The following is a 23423-nucleotide window of genomic DNA, read 5'->3' as shown; positions in this document are numbered from 1 at the left end:
TCTGGTTTTGCCAGCCTGTTATTTTTTGTAATTTACCCGCATGCAACAAAAGAGGCTGGAAGCTGACCATACGCTATCATACTTCATAACAGGAAAAGGCAATCAGCCGATCATATTGATCCATGGATTTGGCGAAGACAGTCGCATCTGGAAACACCAGATCGATTTTCTGCAAAATGCTTTTCGTTTTTACATTCCCGATCTTCCTGGTACAGGCGAATCAAAAATTGGCACTAATGAATTGTCAGTGGAATCGATGGCGGAAGTGATCAAGCAAATGATCGATGAAGAAAAAATCAATCAATGCATTATGCTCGGGCATTCAATGGGTGGATATGTAACATTGGCTTTCGCAGAATTATATCCCGAACGTTTATCAGCATTTGGTTTGATTCATTCAACAGCTTATGCAGATAATGAAGAAAAGAAAGCAGCACGACAAAAATCCATCAGCTTTATTAAAGAGCATAGTGCGGCTGAGTTTATGCAAACCACCATTCCTAATTTATTTTCAAAAATCTTCAATACCGAACATAAAGACCAGGTTGAAGAACTGATCGAACAGGGCAATCAATTTACAGCCGAAGCGTTAATAGCTTATTACACGGCTATGATCAACAGGCCTGACCGTTCACATATTCTGCAAAAAACAACAGTACCTGTTTTGTTTTTTATTGGTGAAGAAGATAAAGCAGTAAGCCCTGCTGATGCATTGGCACAAACTGCTTTACCAACTGTATGCATGGCAAAACTTGTTCCCGGTATTGCACATATGGGTATGCTCGAAGCAACAAAAGAACTTAACACTACCATCAGAGAATTTTGTACAACAGTAAATGATTTAACTACTGTAACTGCCACTACCAAATGAAACGAATTTTACTGATTGTATCTATCCTATTGTTTTTGCAGGAAACTTATGCCGGCCATATTTCTGGTGGTGAAATGTATTATGCTTATGTAGGTCCCGGACCAAATGGCGGTAGCATCTTTCGTGTAACACTTCGTTTGTTTCGTGATTGTAACCCTTTAAACAATACAGGGGGTGCGCAAATTGCGCCATTACCTTCGGTGGTTACGCTGGGTGTTTTTCACCGAGGTACAAACGCAGCTTATATCGACAGTGTATCTGTGAACCGTACTGATTTCAGAACACTCAGTTTGCAAAATCCTTTTTCATGTATCATCAATGCACCTCCTGTGTGTTATGAAGTAGGATTATTTTCCACCACTGTAGAATTACCTAACAGTGCACAAGGTTATACTATTGCATTTGAAACATGTTGCCGCATTAATGGTTTATCAAATGTGAGTGGATCAACCACAGGTTCAACTTATGTTGCCAACATCCCCGGCACTGCGTTGTTAGGTAGCGAAACAAACTCAAGCCCGGTGTTCGATACAAAAGACACTGCACTGGTTTGTCGCAACAAACGATTTGTATTACCCTTCAGTGCAACTGATCCTGATCGTGGCGATTCATTAAGTTACAGTTTCTGCGACGCTTACGATACGGACGGACTTCCTAACTCCACCAATCGTAAACCATTACCGCCTCCTTATCAGCCTGTTAATTACACCGGGGGATTTAGTGGAGAATCCCCTCTTGGTTCAAAGGTTACTATTGATCCTGTAACCGGTGTTATATCAGGTGTTGCGCCATCAGGCGTTATAAATCCGAGTGGCGCTTCCTTTTTCGTGGTGAATGTTTGCGTAACAGAATGGCGAAGAGGTGTTCCTATTTCAGTACATCGTAAAGATTTTACTATTCGTATTTCTGATTGTGATTTTGCTGATTCTGAATTACCATTAGAGAATCGTACCTGCGATGGCTTCACACAAACATTTCAAAATCTTACACCAAGTGCAGAGATCAAAAACTGGTTTTGGGATTTTGGGGTAACAACTGCAACAACCGATACATCAACACAAAGCCTTCCCACATTTACTTATGCGGACACCGGCATTTATAAGGTAATGCTAATTGTTAATCGTGGTGAAATTTGTACTGACACATCGTATTCGGATATTTACGTGTATCCCGGTTTCTTCCCCGATTTTAATTCATATGATGGTTGTAAAAATGTACCGATACAATTTACTGATAACACAACTTCGGTTTATGGTTCAACCAACTCCTGGAAATGGAATTTCGGAAACACTGGAACGCTGGCAGATACATCACTGTTGCGAAACCCGCAATACACTTATCCCTTAAACGGAACGTATAATGTTCAACTCATCGCTGGTAGTACAAAAGGATGTTTAGATACGATCACAAAGCCCATCAATATAACCGATAAGCCTACACTTCAATTAACGAATGACACATTGATCTGTTCAATTGACACATTGCGGTTAAATGCAATCGGGCAAGGAACATTTCAATGGAGCCCTGCATACAATATCAATAATCAAAATGTAGCTAACCCATTGGTTAGCCCCGATGTGCCGACGAAATATTATGTGACGGTAACATTGGCGCCGGGTTGCTTTAATACCGACTCTGTGTTGGTGAACGTAGTTGATTTTGTAACACTGCGTGCGCCAAACGATACCACAATCTGTCGTGGCGATTCGGTGGTATTGAAACCAAGTACCGATGGATTGCAATATGCATGGAGTCCGCCCAATTTATTTGTCAATCCAAATGTGCGTGATGCAGTTGCAACACCAACAGCACCCTCAACAATATTTACAGTGGTATCAACGATTGGTAAGTGTAATCAAACAAGAACTGTAACTGTAAATACTGTTCCCTATCCGCTTGTAAATGCCGGGCCCGATGATGCCATTTGTTACAATGATACATTAACACTTACTGCTGTAGGCGATGCAGAGAATTGGTTATGGTCACCGGCATCAACATTGGGTTCACCCACCAATGCTGTTACAACTGCTTTCCCATTGAGCACAACAAATTATATTGTGAGAGGCACATCAAGTCTTGGTTGTCCCAAGCCAGTGTATGATACGGTGCGTGTAACAGTGATCCCGCCAGTACAGGCATTTGCAGGAAACGATACAGCCGTGGTTGTCGGTCAGCCATTACAGTTGAGTGGAAGTGGTGGTACTATTTATACATGGGCGCCACCTGATTATTTAAATGATGCATTTATACAAAACCCATTGGCATTGTTTGATGCATCAAGAGAAAACTTCAGTTATATCATGCGTGCAGAAACACCCGAAGGATGTTTCGCCTATGATACGATTAATGTGCGCATCTTTAAAATTTCACCCGACATTTTAGTACCTACCGGTTTTACACCTAATGGAAATAATCTCAACGATGTATTAACACCTTTACCCATTGGCATTGCACAGTTTCATTATTTCCGTGTGTTTAACCGTTGGGGACAGGAAATTTTTGCTACTAACAAAACCAAAGAAGGATGGGACGGCACGTTCAAAAGCATCCAGCAAGATCCCGGTGCTTATGTGTGGATGGTGAGTGGTACTGATTATTTAGGAAGAACGATCAGTAAGAAGGGAACGGTGATTTTGATACGATGAGAATTTAATTCGTAAACATTTACTGGTACTTTATGAATAAGACAAATTTAGTTCCATACATTATTCAACAATATCGACAAGGACAACGTTATTTTCAGGATTTGAATATGGAGAACGAAAGCTTTGAAGGGCAAAATCTTGAAGATATAATTTTTGAAAACTGTTCGTTGTACATAAGTTTCAAAAAAAGCAAATTTGAGAAACGCAAAATTCATAAATGGAGGCATCAAGACGTGTGATTTCAGAGAAGCTGATTTAACAAACGTCCATTTTGAAAATGTTTGCATCGAAAGTGCCCAGTTTGCTATGTCAAAAACTGAGAATATTTATTTTGATAATAATTCCGCTCGAGGGCAACTTGTAACAAAGGCACATTTTGACGAATGGATAAAAGATTATGAATACGAAGATTGATTAAAGGCTACTTATGTTAAAATCATGCTTGAAGTAAACGTCTGGTTGTTCAATCAATTTAACTCACAGAAAATATCATGAGATTCATTATACTAATCACCTCTTTCCTCTTTTCTCTCACACACATCTTTGCCCAAACAGCAAAAGCAAAACTCGACATCACCCCCTTATCAGGCGACTTTTATATTTATACTACTTACAACAGTTATGAAAACAGCCGGGTGCCTGCCAACGGCATGTACCTCGTTACCAATAGTGGTGTTGTTTTGTTTGACACACCATGGGATACCACACAATTTCAACCGTTACTTGATAGTATAAAATTCAAACACAATAAACCGGTTGTATTATGCATTGCCACACATTGGCATAGTGACAGAACGGAAGGCCTTGAATATTACAAACAACAGGGAATAAAAACTTACACCACTGCCCTTACCCATGAGTTAAGCAAAAAGAATAATAAAAAAAGGGCTGAGTTTTTAATGGCAAAGGATACGGTATTCAATATTGAGCAATATAGTTTTGAAACCTATTATCCCGGAGAAGGACACACAAGCGATAACATCATCATCTGGTTCAAGAAAGAAAAAATATTATACGGCGGTTGTTTAATAAAAGGTGTCGATGCTGAAAACCTGGGTTTCCTGGGCGATGCAAATAAGACGGCCTACTATTCCACACTGAAAAATGTGCAGAAAAAATGTCCGCAACCAAACGTCATCATCATTTCGCACAGCGATTGGAACAACAACAACTCACTGAAGCATTCTATTGAGCTGGCAAAAAAGCTGAAGAAGAAAAGCAGCTGAAAAATTACTGCAAGCCTGATCAAAAGCAGGCATGATATCTGTTTCACTACTCGGCATTAATGATGCATATCGCATCATGTTTTCAACAATCATTATGTAAGTTTATTCTATCATGCAGTACAGAGCTCATGCAGAAACAATTTATCGTGCAGCAGTAGCGGCAGTGCAACCATCTGTGCTGCTGCAACAGTTTTTATCTGCAAATGAAAATGGCATTCGTATCAATAACGAGCAATTGACTATTCAACCAAATTCAATTATTGTTATTGGTGCAGGCAAAGCAGCCGCTGCCATGGCACAGTCAGTTGAAACTATTCTTGCCAACTATGTAAAAGCAGGGATCATCACAACAAAATATGAACATGCTTTACCGCTGCAAAAAATTAAATCCATTGAAGCCGCACACCCTGTGCCCGATGAACAAAGTGTATATGCTGTAGAGCAAACCATTGAACTATTGAAGCAAACAACATCCGACGATCTGATCATCTGCCTGCTAAGTGGTGGCGCTTCCTCACTCTGGGCCGATGTACCGGAAGGAATCACACTAAAAGAAATGCAACACAGTTTTGACCTGTTGCTGAAAAGTGGTGCCAACATCAGCGAAATGAATTGTGTACGCAGGCATTTATCAGCAATTAAAGGCGGACAATTATTACGATATGCTCCACATGCACGCTGGTTCACTCTGAGTATTTCTGATGTGCCTGGGGATACAATCCACGACATTGCCAGCGGACCAACAAGCGCCGACGCTACAACATTTTTGGATGCAATGAAAATCATCAACAAATATCATCTTCAACAGCAACTACCTCCATCTATTGTTCAGCATTTACAAAAGGGAATAAATGGAGAAATAGCAGATAGCGTTAAGCCAGGCGATTCGTTATTAAACAATGTGAAGAATATTATCATTGGCAGTAACAACACATGCCTTACGGGAGCAAAACAAAAAGCCGAAGAATTGGGTTACAGTGTGGTCGTGCATGATGAACTGCTGACTGGTGAAACTGCCGAATCTGCACAAATGATCTTACAGAAAGTAAAACAACATTATTCAAACAAACTCACCTGTTTTCTTTTCGGTGGTGAAACCTCTGTTACTGTTACCGGTAATGGTAAAGGTGGCCGCAATCAGCATCTTGCTCTTTGTGCATTACAGCATTTAGCTGGCAAACTAAATATGACCTTGCTGGCAGCCGGAACAGATGGCACTGATGGCCCTACTGATGCAGCAGGTGCTTTTGCCGACGATGCGTTGCGAAAGAATGCAGAACTACAGCAACTATCAATCAATGATGCCATAAAGAACAACGATGCGTATCATTTTTTTGAAAAAGTGAATGGTTTACTAAAAACCGGGGCCACTCAAACAAATGTGATGGATATTATCATTGTATTGGTTGTAGAATAAATTCTTGTTTTAACTTTAAGGTATCGTAACCGATGAACTGTTGTTGTGAGAAAGGCACCAATTATTAAAGACGAATTGTTAAACTATGTCGCTACGCCAGTTTATTGCTTCACGCAAGTTTTTACGTCATGTTGAATCGCTTACCAATATAGCCACCCTTGGCTGGAAAGAAGTAGCGAGTCTGCTCGGTCTGCACGATGATGTATTCTATAATCCCAATCATTGCAAAATTGAAAAGCCGGTAACGGCCGTTCTCATCGGTGCCGGTCATCGTGGTACTATCTATGCCGATTATGCAACACAACATCCGGATGAATTACAAATTGTTGCAGTAGCAGATAATAATCCTGAACGGAGAAAACGTACAGCACGCAATCACAATATTGCACCCGATCGTTGTTACAAAGACTGGAAAGAAGTATTTCTAAAAGAGAAAGTGGCCGATGCAGTGATCATTGCCACACCAGATCAATTACATACTGCACCTTGCCTCGCAGCATTAGATGCAGGCTATGATATTCTACTGGAGAAACCAATTGCACCAACAGAAGAAGAATGCAGGCTTATTTTAAAAAGAGCAAGAGAAACAGGACGAATTGTAACCGTTTGTCATGTGCTGCGTTACTCCCCTTATTTTCGTGAATTAAAAGAAGTGATTAATGCAGGATTGATTGGTGAGATCATCAGCGTACAACACATGGAACCTATTGAACATGTGCACATGAGTCACTCATATGTGCGTGGCAAATGGCGCAACAGTAAAATGGCCGCTCCTATCATTCTCGCCAAATCATCCCACGATACCGATATTATTCGTTGGCTGGTAAACAGTCCGGTGCATGATGTGCATTGTTTCGGTAATCTTCGATGGTTCAAAAATGCCAATGCACCCGAGGGAAGTACTGAACGTTGTACAGATGGTTGTAAAGTGGAAGGAAGTTGTGCTTATTCAGCTTTACAGATCTATTATCGTGATCGAAAACGTACCTATGTTTTTGACTTGCCTGAAGATGAAGAAGAACAAGGCCCTTTTATTTTGGAGCAATTGAAAACAGGTAACTATGGCCGTTGTGTTTACAGGATGGATAATGATCAGCCCGATCATCTTACGGTAAATATGTTGTTTGAAAATGGAACCACTGCAGCATTTTCAATGGAAGCGCATGTTTCGTACGAAGGAAGAAAGACAAGGATCATGGGATCAAAGGGTGATATCATTGGTGATATGGAAAGTTTTGTGCTTACCGATTTTAAAACCCGCAAACAAACTTCCTGGAGTTTGAAAACAGATGCACATGGCGGCGGCGATCATCGCCTTGTGAGAGATTGGGTGCAGGCTGTTTATCAACAGAATAAAGATCTGCTGAGTTCTTCTATTGAAGTTTCAGTTGAAAGTCATCTTATGGCTTTTGCAGCTGAACGGAGCAGGCAGCACCGCACAATTGAAGATATTAAGCTTTAAAAAATCAATTCCTCTCCGCTCGCTTAATTCAGTTTCTCTGTACATTCATGGCATGAGTAAACTTGTTTTTATCACTGGTGCCACTTCAGGTTTTGGTAAAGCCTGCGCCGAAATTTTTGCTACCAATAACTGGAATATTATTTTAAATGGCCGCAGGCTCGATCGCTTGCAGGAAATCAAAACACAATTAGAAAAACAATATTCAGTAGAAATTTTTCTATTGCCTTTTGATGTGCAACAGAAAGATGAAGTATTTACAGCAGTGAATAGTTTGCCTGAAAATTGGCAAAACATTGACGTATTGGTGAACAACGCCGGGCTAGCACTTGGTCGTGATCATTTTGATGTGGCAGATATGAACGATTGGGAAATCATGATCGACACAAACCTTAAAGGATTGTTATATGTCAGCCGTGCTGTAATTCCTTTTATGATCAAACAACAACAAGGTCATATCATCAATCTCGGTTCAACCGCCGGTAAAGAAGCTTATGAAAATGGCAATGTTTACTGCGCAAGCAAAGCTGCCGTTGATAGCGTCAGCAAAGGAATGCGTATTGATTTGTTAAAACATAAAATAAAAGTAACGGCTATACATCCCGGAGCTGCTGAAACTGAATTCTCTATGATTCGTTTTAAAGGTGATGAACAAAAAGCAGCGGCTGTTTATGCAGGATATACAGCTCTTTCAGCTAGTGATGTGGCTGATGTAATTTTTTATGCTGCCAACCTTCCGGCTCATGTTTGCATCAATGATCTGGTTCTTACTTGCACAGCCCAGGCGAATTCTTTTTATACCTACAAGGGGTCGTGAGTATATCGAGGCATAATTATTGGTATATTCAGCAGGTAAAAATCATAAACAATTTTAAGGGAAACTACGTAGTAGTAAAACATAGCATTGAAAACGATCCAATATCATAATATTAGCAGTATCTTGTACTGTAAATCGTACCAAATCCTGCTGAAAAACAGCATTAAAACCCTACAATCCGTACTAGTATGAAAAACTTTCTTTTCATCTGCGCATTTGCATTAATGTGCTTTTCCTCTTCCGCACAGGATGTCATCCGGCAACGCAGTTGTACCAATCAATCAATCAGTCAGCAGGTAGATAGTTTAAAAAAATCATTTGAACAATTTGGCTTCATGGTGTTGAAAGAAGCCAGCATGACCATGGAAAGTGAATTTGAAATGCCGGTAATTGTTCCAATGACTCAAGGTGCATGGTATCATATTGTTTTTATTGGCGACCCAAGCAGTAAGATCCAGGAAGTGCGTATGTATGATTATGATGAGAAACAAGTCTTCTACAAAAAATTAAAACCTGAACTGGATGGTAACATTATCAGCTATGGTTATATGCCTAAGATTAGCGAATGGCATATGATAAAACCTGTTCAGGTAAATAAAAAGAATAAAGAGTGTTGCGGTTATATTTTACTACTGAAAAAAGTTAAAGGTGGTAATGAAAATATGCCCACACGCTAAAGAATGTTTTGGTTTTATCAGGTAATAACGGTCCCGTCCTTTAGGTGGCGGGGCTTTTTATTTAAGCAAGATTTAACTCATGTATGTTATACGAAAAGAGGCACGCAATGCGTGCCTCTTTTCGTATAATCTTATGCTATATGCTATCAGCATTTTTCCAATGCTTGTTCAATGTCTGCAATTATATCGTCGATGTGTTCCAGACCAACAGATATACGCACCAGTCCATCTGTAATACCTACAGCTTTCTTTTCATCAACCGATAATTTTGAATGCGTTGTGGATGCAGGGTGCGATGCAATGCTTCTGCTGTCGCCAAGATTATTCGTCATGGACAGCATCTCCAAGGCATTTAGAAACTTGCGACCGCTTTCAATTCCACCTTTCAATTCAAATGTTACAATACCACCACCGTTAGTCATTTGCTTCTTTGCAATTTCATATTGCGGATGCGAAGTAAGAAAAGGATATTTTACGGAGTTCAGTTTTGCATTTCCTTCTAAACGTTGTGCAAGTTTCAATGCATTATCAGCATGTTTATCCATGCGTATAAACAGTGTTTCCAAGCTCTTGGTTAACACCCATGCATTGAAAGGACTCAATGAAGGACCCGTGTTACGAACAAACAAATACATTTCATGTACCAATTCTTTTCTTCCTACCACTACTCCACCTAACACTCTTCCCTGGCCATCAATAAATTTTGTTGCTGAATGCAAAACCAGATCAGCACCAAACTTAAGCGGTTGCTGAACGGCTGGTGTTGCAAAGCAGTTGTCAACAATGAAAAGGATATTATGCTTTTTACAAATTGCAGCTACATATTCCAGATCAATGATATCAAGGCCGGGGTTTGACGGCGTTTCAACATACAACAACTTCGTGTTAGGTTTTATTAACGCTTCAATTGTTTCGGGTTTGTTCATATCGAAGTAGCTCGATTCAAAACCCCACTTCGGTAAATATTTTGTAAGTATCGTATGCGTTGAACCAAAAACTGCTGATGCAGAAATGATGTGATCGCCTTTGGTTAAAAAAGTCATAAACGTTGAAAACACCGCAGCCATACCGGTGCCCGTTGCAATACCAGCTTCTGCTCCTTCCAACGCTGCTATCTTATCAATAAATTCATCAACTGTTGGATTTGAAAAACGGGAATAGATATTTACATCAAGACTATCATCGGAAAAAGCAGCAGCCATATCTTCTGCGCTATCATACACAAAACTGCTGGTTAAAAACAAAGGAGTACTGTGTTCTTTTTCGTTGGTACGGTTCATTTGTAAACGGATGGCGTCCGTTTGTGGATGTCGTTTACTCATATCTTTATTGTTCGTCTGAATGAGTTGCGAAGTTACGGGGAAAGCGTTTTTTGCGCCTCAGAAAGATGCCATTCTGCGCATTGGTTTTGCTATTTTTTTACGAACGAATGGAAGCATAGAGATAGCTATTGTAACGTTCACTAAGCGTTTTGCAAAACAACAGCAAACCTCCAAGCATTAATAAGATAATTGCACTGATGCTGTACGATGGATAGCAGAGATAAACGAAAATGCCCAACAACCCAAGCCTGCAGAATTCAAGATAAACGATCCAGCGACGCTGCTCCAGCATGGCGCCGGTTGTAATAACGCTGAGGATAATGAAAAAAGCCGCTGTTGTTAATTGAGCTATTCCTATATAATGTTCAAATAATATTACGAGGAACAACAATAATAACGATACTACAGTTTGCAGTTTGATGTAATTCCGCAATGCTTTTGTTTGTGAGAGATCATACTCTTTTCGTGAGAATTTTCTTTCAAGCCCTGATCTGATTCTTGGGTCGATATCATCAGGCTTACCAAAAATGCTTCTCCATTTTCCTTTCAATGTCGTAGAACGTTTAAACGAAACCACTATTTCCATGATGAAATGAAAATGCTGCCACAAAAAACTATGGCTGTTTAAAGGCTTGGTTAAACCATAAACCGGTTGCTCTTCTTCTTTTGCAAATGTGCCGAAAAGTTTATCCCAGATGATGAGTACATCACCATAGTTTTTGTCGAGGTATTGCGGATTGGAACTATGATGCACACGATGATGTGATGGTGTAACAAACAAGTATTCAACCCAGCCCAGTTTGCCGATCAGTTGTGTATGTGTAAAGAAGGGATAAGCGCCATGAATCAATAGTAAAGTTGTGATCATTTCCGGCGGAAAGCCAAACAATGGCAACACGGCCCAAAACAAACAACGTGCTGCCGATTGAAATACAGTTATGCGTGCCGATACTGTATAATTAAAATTATCGCTTTGATGATGCACCACATGCACACTCCAGAATAAATTTACTTCATGGCCAAAACGGTGATACCAATACCACATAAAGTCGGTAAGCAAAAAAAGTAATATCCAAGTAATTGCATTTGCCTTTACATCAAACAATGCAAAGTTTTGATATACCCATGCAAAGAAATAATAGAACAACCCAGTAGTAAAAAGATCGGAGAGTCGTTCAGCAATTCCTACATTAATGTTAGCAACGGCTTCATCGAATGAAAAATAATGTTGTTTGCTTTTCTTTGTACTTACATAATATTCCAACAACATTAGCCCCGTAAACAATGGTACAGCAAATGCCAGGAAATTTAAATGCATTACTACCTGATTAATGAATTGGTGTTAGAAAAATAGTTGGCTGATTTGTTTCGCTTGCTATGCGAATAGTTTGCTGTTTATAATCCTTGTGTTCAACAGTAATTGTTACTGGCAAATGATGCCAGGTCTTTAAAACAAATTCACCTTTGCCATTGCTGAAAACTTCCTCTTCACCCTTTGAAATAAAAATATGAACTGCTGCAACTGGTTTACCCGTGCGGTTGTCCACAACTTTTCCTTTTAGAATTGCCGGCAAAAAATTCACTATTTCAGCTGAAGAAAAAATCATAAGCAAAACTGTAAATGTGGTAAACATTAATCTTTTTACTTGCATACAATAAAGTTTTATTCTTTCGATGCTTCATACAATTCATACCAATCCTGGTGATCCAGATCAATGTCAAACCCTTTCACAATATTTTTGATTCGTTGTTCATCACTTGAACCGATCAATGGCAAAGCACCCAGCTTTGTTAACCATGCAATAGCTATTGATTCAAAATGCACATTATATTTTACAGAGAGCTCTTCCAGTTTTCCTCTCACACGCAACGGTGTCCGCTCTGTACTTTCCGCAATTTTACCTTCTGCCAAAGGTGCTGTTGCCAGTGGTCGTATATACTTTTGTTTGATGTAATCGATCTGACCATTATCAAATGCAGCCGTATTAAGCAAATTCAATTCGATATGATTAGTAACAATGGGCACATGCAAATACGAGCTCAACAATTGATGCTGAAATACAGAAAAATTAACCACACCAATGTTTTTGATCTTGCCTGCATCTTTTAATCGTCGAAGTGTAAGGGCGGTCTCTTCCAGGTCCGACAGGGGATCAAGACCATTTAAAAGAAAAACATCGATATAATCTGTTTGCAAATTTGTCAATGATTGGTCAACGCTCGCAAGGATGTGTTTACTTGAGGTATTATGATGCGCAACCCTGATTCCGGGCTTTGAAGCATGCGGCAGGTTATAGCCACATTTGCTGAAGATCACAATATCTTCCCGTTTAACAGTTGAATCTTTGATCACCTGCCCAAATACTTTTTCGGCCTGGTAACCTCCATAAATATCTGCATGATCAAATGTATTGATACCTAGTTCCAGTGCAAGTTGAACAATACACTCCACATTGTGAGTTGTTACATCCTTTTCAATCCAACGATAAAAACCGTAAATAGCAGGAGATACTTTTGGACCTGAATCGCTGAGATAAATTTTATTCATGTGTTAATTATTATTGGGTTTAGCCACATGTTATTCGGCATAAAAATTAAGATCGCTGGCGGGCAAATTGCTCGTTAATTTTTATGGCTTATTTCATGACTATTCTTTTTTCTTAAATCAAGTTGATGAAAATAAAAAACACGGGCCGCATGGATGCTCCTGTAACGATTACCTGCAGCCAGTTGTTGATAAACATTCATATATCCGAATTGAATATTGTCATGTTTGTTAACATGATAATGAAAACCAGCAAAGAACCTGTTTTGATCGTAAGTGTTATAAATAATCTCCTTACCAAAATTTACAAAGATTTCATTCGAAAGAACAAATGAAAAACTTCCGGGCTTGAAAGGCTGCTTATTTAAAGCAAACTGCGAAAGAATATTATATCGTGCTCTGAAGTTGAAATTATATCCATCAGCAAGATTGCTTACATCTTTGATTTTTCTTCGAAAACGTTCCTCTAACCTGAACCATTGCATCAATTTTACCTTTTGATATTTGGTATGCCATTGAAACTGCTGCCATGGCCGATGTTCCGGTTGCGAAATATTTTTGTGATTATCAGTTGGAAAATGATTGATAAATGCATAACCGGCAGTAAGCTTTGTATCATTGTTTAAATAGTACGTTAACCCAACACGAACTATGCCTTGAGACAGGCTATCGAAAAAATTATCTTTTGTACGCAGGTGCACATCTGCCCATAAACCCCATCTATGAGACAAACGTGTTTGATTAAAATAACCAGCCCATACCTGTTGAACATCACTTGTGATTTTTGATTGTGCCAAGTTCGACTGACTCAATAACAGCAAACCCAGCAGATAATATATACGTTTCATCTTCATTCAGTTTCAGTTGACGCTGCAGTCGGATTCGAACCGACGTAAAAAGTTTTGCAGACTTTTACCTATCCACTCGGCCATACAGCTTTGTAAAAATGCATCCCGAAGAATCGGGATGCCTTGGCTTTCTTTACGATTGCTTGCTTAGGGAAAACTTAATTCAAAAACCTGTTTTTATAAATTTCTTAGAGAGAGTAACGTAAGGTTATACCATACGTGGCCTGGTCTCCAAGAACAGCTCCATATTGTCCTGCGTTACCACCAGCAGGTAAAAGTTGCTCGTAATAATTTTTATTAAAAATATTTCTACCCCAAACGAAAGCGGAAAACCCTGTATTAACTGCACGGAAACCAAGTCGGCCGTTAACAAGAGTATAGCCATTGATGTTCAGGTACGCTGAAGGTGAGGGACTCGAAGAAAAAGATGAGCGATAAAAACTTTCCAACGCCACAAAGAATTTCGAAGGTTTGTTTAAAAAGGTGGCCGGCGTAGTAAACTCACCACCTAATGAACCCGACCATTTTGAAATGCCTGGTAGTACGCCACCTGAAATATCTTTAAAAGCTTTCTGCACACCGTTTTCAGTCAACCCTGTTTCTTCAAGAGGCAACGGAGCATTTGTAAACTTTACATAACGGGCATCAGTATATGCCAAAGCACCATAGAATAAAAAATTGGTATTTACACGATAGTTTGCGTCAACTTCAACACCTTTCACATTTACCTCTTCTGCATTGGCAATGTAACCACGGTTAACGCCTAACTCTGCAGATTGTACGTTGGTTTGATAATTTTTAATGTTCGTGTTATGAAAAACAGCGTTGAAAATAAAATTGTCAGTAGGATTTGTTTTAACACCTAATTCAAAATGGCGCACATCTTCCGGTTTAATTACTGCAAGATCAGTTGCAGCAGCTCCATTAACAGTTGGCAAACCGGCAACATTTACACCAACTGGTTTAAAACTTGTAGAGTATGTTGCAAATGCATTGATATGTTTATTGGCCCTGTAAGAAAGTGTAAGTTGATAAGTAAGATTATTTTCATCAGCATTAGCAACATATGCCTGGCTGGTATACACGCCATTTTTAAAACCTTGCAATGTAGTTTTTTGTGCTGTAGTGCCATTATAAGTTGCCGTATCTAATCCACCATATGCTATACGATTGTAAACAACATCTTTCTTATCGTAGTTATAACGCAAACCTGGCAGGATGTGAAATCCTTCAGCCACTTCCCAATCAATGTTTGTAAATACCGCAGCGCTTTGAGATTTGATAGAAGCCTTGGTATTAATTCCAAAACCTTCGAACAAACCCGGTGTTTGCCAGAGATTACTTGTTGAGCTTTGTGAGAAACGCCATTGTGCTGAGCCGGATTCTTCAGTACCATTGATCTTCACTTCCTGGTCGATGTAGAATAAACCGATAACACCACTTAAGCGTGGAGATATTTGTCCGGCATAGCGAACTTCCTGCGACCAGTTTTGATGTTTAGCAGGGTTCTGCGATTTTGCCAATGCTTGCAATCCTGTAAAATCTCTATCATTTGAAGGATCCCAATTCCAGTAACGCCATGCAGTGGTAGCAGTAAGTGTACCTGCGCCAATTTTTTGTTCAATATTTAATGATGCGCCACCTAAATCATTTCCTGAATTCCAGGGAACATCATGATCAATTTTACGATCAAAGGCATTTGAACTTGGCAATGTGTAATTAAGATCAGCGATGATGGCATTGAATTGACGATATGCCGCACGCTTTGTTTGCACCACACCTGCTACTACCTGCGCATAACCATCAGGAGTCTGGCGTGATAAATCACCGGCAACTGTAATTGATGTGTTGGTGGTTGGCTTGAACAATAACTGTCCACGAAAGCCCAGGTTATTGATATCGTTCGTGTACTTTCCTGTTTTTACATTTTCAATTAATCCATTACGTTGCGTACCTGAAAAAGAAAGACGACCTGCAATTTTCTTTGTTAAAGCGCCCGTAACTGAACTCTTCGCTTGTATATATCCATAGTTACCATAGCTCACTTCAAAATTAGCACCAGGATTAAAACTTGGTTTACGGGTAGTGATGTTGAATGCACCTGAAGTGGTATTCTTACCAAACAATGTTCCTTGCGGACCACGCAATACTTCTATCTGTTCAATATCAATAAAATCAAGTGTAGCAGCTGCAGGGCGGGCAAAGTAAACGCCATCCACATAAAAACCTACACCCGGATCGAGACCATCATTTGTAAGACCAAATGGAGAACCCAAGCCACGAATATTGATACCGGTATTACGTGGGTTTGATGTATAGAGTTGTACACTTGGTATCAATTCCTTTAAACGATTTACATTAAACGCACCCGCATTTTCCACCTGTGAGCCGCCAATTACAGATATAGCAATAGGAACATTTTGTGCTGTTTCTATTCTTCTGCGTGAAGTAATCACAACTTCTGATAACTGGTTGTTGTCAATTAATACAATGTTCAGCACTGAATCTTTTAATTCAGTAACCGGCACTTCGCTAGGGTAATATCCTGCTGAAGAAATAAGTAGTGTAAATGGTAACTCTTTAGGTGCAGGAATAGTAAAATGTCCTTTGCCATCAGCAACTGTTGCAGTGGCAGATCCTTTTACTTTGATACTTGCAGCCTCAACAGGCTGTCCTTTGCCATCTTTAATTAATCCCTTTAACGTGCTTTGGCCAAAAGAAGCCAACGTAATTACGCTTAGCAATGAAACAAAAAGAAAACGCTTTCCCATCATGATTAGTTTTTAAATAAATAAGTGACATCGCTACAAGAGCGAAAAAATGAAAAGTTTATATGGAGGAGCAAATGATTAACAGGTCCGCATACAACATCGTGTAGCAGAGTTGAATCGCATGACCATGTGAATGTGTAGAAAATTGATTTTATTCATTTACCCTACAAAAATAGTAGAGTATACATATCCTACCAAATTAATAGACTTATATTTTAGAATTTATTTTTCCAAGTACAGAAAGCAAAAAGGTTACACAAATGCCGAAGCAGAATTGTGTAACCTAATAAGATGTTGTAAAAAATATTATTAGAATACTTTTACCAGGATGCGAAGGCTCCAGACAATAACAAGGATACCTAACAAGATGTAAGCCGTTTTCCTTGGCATTTTACCCACCAGCTTAGCAGCAATAGGAGCAGCAATAAATCCACCGATCATTAACGCTGCAATGATCTGCCAGTGACTTACACCCAACAATGTAAAGAAAGTAAAGGCACTTGCAAGTGTAACAAAGAATTCAGTTAAACTCACTGAACCAATCACGTATTTGGGACTTCTGCCTTTATTAATAAGTGTTGTAGTTACCAATGGGCCCCATCCACCACCACCAAATGAATCAAGAAAACCGCCGGCGCCAGCTAATGCACTATAATGCTTGAATTTTTTCTGACGACGTTGCTCACGAAAGGCGTTGATCAAAAACTTCACACCAAGAAACATGGTGTACGTTGCAAGCAATGCTCTCAACCAGGTAGCATTTGCATTACCTAACCACGTAAGTAACACAGCACCCAAGATGGCCCCGATCACACCCGGTATTACCAATGCTTTAAATAGTTTCTTATTTACGTTACCAAACTTATAATGGCTGTAACCGGAAGCAGCACTTGAAAAAACCTCCGCTGTGTGCACCGCACCACTAATAGCAGCGGGGCTAACACCGGCCGAAAGTAATACTGTTGCACTGGTTACACCATAACCCATGCCTAGCGCACCATCAACAAGCTGTGCAAGAAAACCTGCAAGCACTAACCAATGAAAATTCTTATCCAATGTTTTATACCATGCTACAGTATCGGTTGCAATTTGTCCGAACGGGATATAGGAAAAAACAAAATGGCCAACCAGCATCAAAGCAAATGCGATCAACGAATACGTCGCAATTTTTTTCCATTTTTTTTCTGTGCCGATGCGATCATTCTCCACGAGCACTTTTGTAATAGAGTTAAGCTTTTTTACTTTAGACTCGAAATTGCCGTTAAGTTTATTTCGAACCTTGTGCAGGTTTTCAATTACTTCATCTAATTCATCTGGCAACGCATCATGCAACACTTCTTTAATACGCTTTGCAGCAGTTGGTGATTTACCATTTGTTGAAATGGCAACTTTTAAATTTCCTTTTTGTACAATGCTCCCCAAATAAAAATCGCAGAGATCGGGGGTGTCTGCAACATTTACCAGTAAGCCTTTTGCTTTTGCCAATACCCGAACATCTTCATGGAGTTTACGATCATCAGTTGCTAAAATAACCAGTTCCTTGTTTTCAAGATCAGCATCTTCAAATGACTTTTGTAAAATTTCGCATGAAGGATGTTTCCAAACAAGGCGACGAACTTCTTCCTTCACAGTTGGTGCAACAATCGTAACCGTTGCGTTTGGAGAATTTGCAAGCAATGAATGTAGTTTTTCTAAACCAACATTTCCAGCGCCAACCAACAGCACACGCAACTCTTCCAGTTTCAAAAAAACCGGGTATAAATTATTTTTTACCGAAACGGTATTAGTTGTTTCCATTTGAACCAATGCTTTTTTGAAATGAAAGCGCTATGATGCTTTGTTCACTATTCTTTCTTGTTTGTAATATATATGTTATTTGCAACTGCGATTGTCCTTCCCAACTCCTAATCACTGCCGCTGTTACCCTGTTTGTATTAAAGCGGAAATTATGATTGGCCAATTGTTGCATATATTCTTCAGCCACCTGGAACTGCCACTGCTTATTCACTGTTTGAACAAAGGCTGTACGTAAACGGAAACGCATTGCATCATAAGCTTCCTTATCCTCCACCGATTTAAAAAACCGCTCTTCCGCTCTGAAACGTGTATGCAGGCTGCTCTTCTCTGCAATTTTTGTAATGTTGACGACTTCCTGCCAAAGTCTGTCCTCTTGACCAAACTCATCTTCTTTGTTATAAGTGGCACGTGTAAAAAACAACGCACCGCCAACTGCAGCATTCCATCTACTGTTAAAATATTTACGCACACCTGAACGAAACAAATACTGATGAGGTAGTACACTCATCCCGTTTGTGCGATAGCCGGCATCGTTATGCCATTGCCATGAACCATTTTTTCCAAAGAACACAGGAACCGATACACTCATCCAAACTTCTGCAGCAGGATCTTGTGCATGAGAAACCATACAAGTGAAAAACACTGCTATAGTAAGCAATAATTTCACTTTAGTTCAATATCCATTTACGCTGTGAAAAATCGCCAAACGTTTCGCCACTGTTGCGTTCTTTTGAATACACTTCAAACAACTCATCAAGTGTTGTAAGTATTTCTTCTTCGTTCAAACTGTCTTTATATTTTGTATTCAAACGCTCTCCTTCCCTATCACCACCAATATGTAGATTGTATTGTCCATACGCTGTACCAACAAATCCGATCTCTGCTGCAGGTGAACGTCCGCAACCGTTAGGACAACCGGTCATACGCAGAATAATTTCATCATCCTGTAAACCATGCTTCGACAGTAGTGGCTCGATCTTATCAATAAGCGTTGGCAAATAACGCTGGGCTTCTGCCAATGCCAATGGGCATGTATTGAACGCTACACAGGCAATTGCATTCTTACGAAGTGCTCCTGCATTTGCAGTATGTTCATCCAGTTTAAATTCTTTCAATAATTTTTCAATGGCTGGCTTATCTGCTTCAAGCACATCTGCAATGATCACATTCTGGTTGCCCGTAAAACGGAAATTTGCTTTCCCGGTTTTTGCAATTTCAAGCAAGGCTGTTTTCATTGCCACCTGCTCATCATCCAGCACACGACCATTTTCTACAAACAGTGTGAAATACCATTTGCCCTGGTGATTCTTTTTCCAGCCATAATGATCTTTGCGTGAAGTGAAGCTGTAAGGTTTTATTTCACCCAGTTCAAAACCACAACGTTTTTCCAGTTCTTCTTTTAATCCTTCAACCGTTAAACGATCGATGGTATATTTTAAACGGGCCAATTTACGATCACTTCTATTACCATAATCACGTTGAATAGTGATCACTTCATATACTGCTTTCAAAGTTTGTTCAACCGTTACAAATCCCAACACCGTTGCTAAACGTGCATACGTATTTGGATTACCATGAGTAGAACTTAAACCACCACCGGCAGCAATATTGAAACCAATGAGTTTATTATTTTCAATTACTGCAATAAGACCAACATCATTTGTCAATACATCCACATCATTATTTGGCGGAATAGCAATACCGATCTTGAACTTACGTGGCAAGTAGCGCTCTTGATATAATGGGTCGTCTTCTGTTTTCTCGACCAGCTTTTCTTCATCGAGCCATATTTCGTAATACGATCTTGTTTTTGGCAATGCCATTACACTGATCTTATCAGCAAAAGCAAATACCTCTTCATGAATTGCTGATTCGTTCGGATGTGCACTGCAGGTAACGTTACGATTTATATCGCCACAAGCTGCAATAGAATCGAGCCTGGCAATATTGAAATCAGAAATAGTGGGTTTGATGTGCGATTTTAAAATACCATGCAGCTGCACTGTTTGACGAGTAGTGATCTTAATCGTTCCTGTTGAATGTTCACCTGCCACTTCGTGCAGCGCCACCCATTGCTCAGGCGATAAGAAACCACCTGGCAAACGTAAACGAATCATATACGAAAACAACCATTCCAATTTCTTTGCAGTCCGCTCTTCTCTCCTGTCACGATCATCCTGCTGATACATGCCATGAAACTTGATCAGCGATTGATCATCTTCATACAATGCACCAGTGAGTTGGTTCGTTAAACTTTCTTTCAACGTTCCTCTTAAGCCTTCGCTTGCAGTTTTGATCCGCTCAACCGGTGACAATGCTACCTTCTCTTTATTTTTTACTTGCTCCGCCATTTCAGTGTATAACTTAATTCGATTGTTTGTTGTTTTATTCCACGTCAATCTCGACTATCGCTCGATTGACTATGCCGTCCTTCGACTGCGCTCAGGACTTCTTAATAAACATCCTTTTCATACCTGCCTTCTTTCTTCAATTGCTCCAGGTATTGATGCGCTTCTTCGCTTGTTTTCTTTCCATGCTCTTCAATTACCTGCAACAACGTATGCTCCACATCTTTACTCATCGGATCTTTCGTACCGCTGATGTAAACAGATGCTCCACCATCGATCCATTGAAAAAACTCAGCGGCTTTTTCTTTGATTCGATGCTGCACATATACTTTCTCCTGCTGATCTCTTGAAAAAGCAAGACTAATATTCGTCAACACACCTGTCTCCACATAATTCTGCATTTCTGTTTGATACAGAAAGTCAGTTGTGAAATGTTGCTCGCCAAAGAAGAACCAGTTTCTTCCGTTTGCTCCGGTTGCATCTCTTTCTGCTAAGAATGAACGGAAAGGTGCCACACCTGTGCCGGGGCCGATCATGATCACATCTTTATCAGCAGCGGGTAATTTGAAATTTTTATCCTTGTGCACATAGAATGTAATTGGCGAACCTACAGGTAAATCACCAAGAAACTCACTGCACAAACCCCAACGTTGTTCATCCTGCGATAAAAATGCATTCTTTGCTACAGTAATATGAATTTCATTTTCACCATGCGCTGCTGGTGAAGAAGACACCGAATACAAACGTGGCGCAATCGGCATTAATATTTTCACTACATCTTCAAACTGGATTGCATCCTTCACAGGATAGATACGCAACAGATCCACAAGATCCATTCTTGTATCAGGAATTTCCTGTTGAGTAAGTGTTGCGTATTTTTTTATGGTTGAAGTCAACAGGTAACAGATATTCAGATTATGCAACAGCAACTCTTTTACTGTTCCTTCCGATTTTGCAGTTACAATCACTTTATCAGCAGCAATACCAGTAAGCGATAGTATGCGCTCTACAACATCGTTTCTGTTGTTAGGAACAATTCCAATTGTATCGCCGGGTTCATAAGCAATCGGTTCATCCGTTCCTATTTCAATATGATAGGTTGCTTTTCTTGAACCACGATCGTTTAAATTTATATTCGTAAGAATAGTACCGTGGTAATGTTTTTTTCCTGTTGGTTTTTTAACAGCAGCTGCAGGTTCAGCAACAACCGTAGCAACTGCAGTTTGATTTTCTACTGTCTGTAAAACTTTATTAAACCAGGCTTGTGCATCTTCTTCATAATCCACATCGCATTTCTGAATAGGCACTACTTCTTTTGCACCAAATGCTTTGAAGCGTGCATCAACATCTTCACCCGTTTTGCAAAACATCGGGTAAGAAGTATCGCCCAATGCCAGCACACTGAATTTTAAATTTGGAAGAGACAGTTCATTTTCATGAATATAATCATAAAACTTTTTGGCGGGGATCGGTGGTTCACCTTCACCCTGTGTACTGATCACTACAAAAAAGAATTCTTCTTTTGGAAGATCAGCAACACGGTATTGGCTAAGATCAGTAAGCTTTACGATCACGCCATGTTTTTTACCAGCTGCAGCTAATTGTGTAGCAAGTTTTTTTGAATTGCCTGTTTCAGTGCCAAAAGCGAGTGTGATCTTTTTTGTTGACACTGCTTTATGATCCTGGCCATTTGTATCAGCATTCCCATTCACCTTTCCATTGCTTACAAGCCCCGACAAATAACCATTCACCCAAATCAATTCTTCTTTGGAATAGTCTTCGAAAAACTCGTGTAATTTCTTTAATCGTAAATCGCCAATCATAAAATGCTTTATTTAACAGTCACTAATTCGTGAAAAACAGAACCTGCTTTGCTGGCCTTGTACCAATTGAATTGTTCATGCAGTTTTACTACATCACCAATGATGACCAGTGAAGGTGAACTGAACTTCTTATCAGCAAAATCGATGGCGCAATCGCTAACTGTTGTTATATGGACCTGTTGAAATTTTGTTGTAGCCTGCTCAATCACAGCAAGCGGAGTGTTTGGTTTTTTAGAATGACGCAACAACAACTCTGTTAAACCTTCCAGGTTACGTGCCGCCATATAAAACACCAATGTATCATTTGAAGCCGCCCATGTTTTCCATTGCTCACGGCTGTAAAAACTGCAAGGATTAAATGTGATGAACTGTACAGCTTTGGCATAACCTCTTGCTGTTAACGGAATACCTGCATAAGCCGATGCACCTGATGCAGCCGTAATGCCAGGAATAATTTCAAACGGAATTTCCGCTTCCTGTAGACTTTGTAACTCATCCAGCACATTGCTGAAGAAAGCTACATCTCCGCCTTTCAAACGCAAAACTGTTTTACCATTCTTTGCATGACCAACCAACAGCTTATTAATATCTTCCTGCGCAACAGATCCATCATGATAACCTTGCTTACCTGTCATCAATACCAATGCATCAGGACGTGCATACAAATCAATGATCTCCGGATTTACCAGTCGATCAACAATAATTACATCTGCCTCTGCAAGACGTTGCTGCAGTTTCACAGTAATGAGATCTGCATCACCGGGCCCCGCTCCTGCAATGATCACTTTGCCGTTTGCTGTATGAAGTTGGTTTGACATGTCGTTTCTTCGTTTTATTATTCTACTCTGTGAGTAGGG

The 23423-nt window shown here is 39.8% G+C and carries 19 protein-coding genes and 1 tRNA gene; 8 read left to right on the top strand and 12 right to left on the bottom strand.

Annotated elements, in window-relative coordinates; translation table 11 throughout:
- Positions 1 to 40 precede the first annotated feature (40 nt).
- From ACO1QW_RS09035 to ACO1QW_RS09000, 8 genes are all read left to right on the top strand, one after another.
- Positions 41 to 871: an alpha/beta fold hydrolase gene (locus ACO1QW_RS09035; RefSeq protein ID WP_486257724.1), complete on the top strand. Its 831-nt coding sequence runs from the start codon at positions 41 to 43 to the stop codon at positions 869 to 871.
- Complete coding sequence (locus ACO1QW_RS09030; RefSeq protein ID WP_486257722.1) at positions 868 to 3516, top strand: PKD domain-containing protein; 2649 nt, start codon at positions 868 to 870, stop codon at positions 3514 to 3516. Before ACO1QW_RS09035 ends, ACO1QW_RS09030 begins: the two co-directional genes overlap by 4 nt.
- 195 nt (positions 3517 to 3711) lie before the next feature.
- Positions 3712 to 3930 carry a hypothetical protein gene (locus ACO1QW_RS09025; RefSeq protein WP_486257721.1) on the top strand — a complete coding sequence of 73 codons (219 nt, stop codon included), beginning with the start codon at positions 3712 to 3714 and terminating at the stop codon, positions 3928 to 3930.
- Between the two features lie 77 nt (positions 3931 to 4007).
- Entirely contained in the window at positions 4008 to 4742 is a 735-nt protein-coding gene (gene bla / locus ACO1QW_RS09020) for a BlaB/IND/MUS family subclass B1 metallo-beta-lactamase (RefSeq protein ID WP_486257719.1), read from the top strand.
- A 112-nt stretch (positions 4743 to 4854) separates the two neighbouring features.
- Positions 4855 to 6159: a glycerate kinase type-2 family protein gene (locus ACO1QW_RS09015; protein WP_486257717.1), complete on the top strand. Its 1305-nt coding sequence runs from the start codon at positions 4855 to 4857 to the stop codon at positions 6157 to 6159.
- A gap of 85 nt (positions 6160 to 6244) precedes the next feature.
- Positions 6245 to 7621: a Gfo/Idh/MocA family protein gene (locus ACO1QW_RS09010; RefSeq protein ID WP_486257715.1), complete on the top strand. Its 1377-nt coding sequence runs from the start codon at positions 6245 to 6247 to the stop codon at positions 7619 to 7621.
- A 52-nt stretch (positions 7622 to 7673) separates the two neighbouring features.
- Complete coding sequence (locus tag ACO1QW_RS09005; protein WP_486257713.1) at positions 7674 to 8435, top strand: SDR family NAD(P)-dependent oxidoreductase; 762 nt, start codon at positions 7674 to 7676, stop codon at positions 8433 to 8435.
- A gap of 188 nt (positions 8436 to 8623) precedes the next feature.
- Positions 8624 to 9112, top strand: a complete 489-nt coding sequence (locus tag ACO1QW_RS09000) for a hypothetical protein (RefSeq protein WP_486257712.1) — start codon at positions 8624 to 8626, stop codon at positions 9110 to 9112.
- 146 nt (positions 9113 to 9258) lie between these two features.
- On the opposite strand, the gene ACO1QW_RS08995 is transcribed toward ACO1QW_RS09000, so the two are convergent.
- The 12 genes from ACO1QW_RS08995 to cobA form a co-directional block, all read right to left on the bottom strand.
- Positions 9259 to 10434, bottom strand: coding sequence for an O-succinylhomoserine sulfhydrylase (locus ACO1QW_RS08995; RefSeq protein WP_486257710.1), 1176 nt, complete (start codon positions 10432 to 10434; stop codon positions 9259 to 9261).
- A 97-nt stretch (positions 10435 to 10531) separates the two neighbouring features.
- The gene (locus ACO1QW_RS08990; RefSeq protein WP_486257708.1) at positions 10532 to 11752 is read right to left on the bottom strand and encodes a sterol desaturase family protein; all 1221 of its coding nucleotides are present in this window, start codon (positions 11750 to 11752) and stop codon (positions 10532 to 10534) included.
- 10 nt (positions 11753 to 11762) lie between these two features.
- Entirely contained in the window at positions 11763 to 12086 is a 324-nt protein-coding gene (locus tag ACO1QW_RS08985; RefSeq protein ID WP_486257706.1) for a carboxypeptidase-like regulatory domain-containing protein, read from the bottom strand.
- Positions 12087 to 12097: 11 nt separating this feature from the next.
- A complete protein-coding gene (locus ACO1QW_RS08980) occupies positions 12098 to 12982 on the bottom strand; it encodes an aldo/keto reductase (RefSeq protein WP_486257704.1) in 885 nt (294 codons plus the stop codon).
- A 74-nt stretch (positions 12983 to 13056) separates the two neighbouring features.
- Positions 13057 to 13827 (bottom strand): DUF2490 domain-containing protein, encoded by a 771-nt coding sequence (locus tag ACO1QW_RS08975; protein WP_486257703.1) that lies wholly within the window; start codon positions 13825 to 13827, stop codon positions 13057 to 13059.
- Positions 13828 to 13846: 19 nt separating this feature from the next.
- Positions 13847 to 13917: transfer RNA gene (locus ACO1QW_RS08970), tRNA-Cys, on the bottom strand.
- 98 nt (positions 13918 to 14015) lie between these two features.
- Positions 14016 to 16598: a TonB-dependent receptor gene (locus ACO1QW_RS08965; RefSeq protein WP_486257701.1), complete on the bottom strand. Its 2583-nt coding sequence runs from the start codon at positions 16596 to 16598 to the stop codon at positions 14016 to 14018.
- Positions 16599 to 16907: 309 nt separating this feature from the next.
- Positions 16908 to 18395, bottom strand: coding sequence for a TSUP family transporter (locus ACO1QW_RS08960; protein WP_486257699.1), 1488 nt, complete (start codon positions 18393 to 18395; stop codon positions 16908 to 16910).
- The gene (locus ACO1QW_RS08955; RefSeq protein ID WP_486257698.1) at positions 18382 to 19062 is read right to left on the bottom strand and encodes a DUF2490 domain-containing protein; all 681 of its coding nucleotides are present in this window, start codon (positions 19060 to 19062) and stop codon (positions 18382 to 18384) included. The genes ACO1QW_RS08960 and ACO1QW_RS08955 overlap by 14 nt, the downstream gene beginning before the upstream one ends.
- Position 19063: 1 nt before the next feature.
- Positions 19064 to 20746 (bottom strand): assimilatory sulfite reductase (NADPH) hemoprotein subunit, encoded by a 1683-nt coding sequence (gene cysI, locus ACO1QW_RS08950; RefSeq protein WP_486257696.1) that lies wholly within the window; start codon positions 20744 to 20746, stop codon positions 19064 to 19066.
- Positions 20747 to 20847: 101 nt separating this feature from the next.
- Positions 20848 to 22566 carry a diflavin oxidoreductase gene (locus tag ACO1QW_RS08945; protein WP_486257694.1) on the bottom strand — a complete coding sequence of 573 codons (1719 nt, stop codon included), beginning with the start codon at positions 22564 to 22566 and terminating at the stop codon, positions 20848 to 20850.
- Positions 22567 to 22574: 8 nt separating this feature from the next.
- The gene (cobA, locus tag ACO1QW_RS08940) at positions 22575 to 23384 is read right to left on the bottom strand and encodes a uroporphyrinogen-III C-methyltransferase (RefSeq protein ID WP_486257693.1); all 810 of its coding nucleotides are present in this window, start codon (positions 23382 to 23384) and stop codon (positions 22575 to 22577) included.
- Positions 23385 to 23423 lie beyond the last annotated feature (39 nt).

This window comes from Lacibacter sp., from assembly GCF_057361365.1.
Note: the sequence above shows the minus strand (reverse complement) of the source record. Positions and strands in the feature narration are given on the sequence as shown.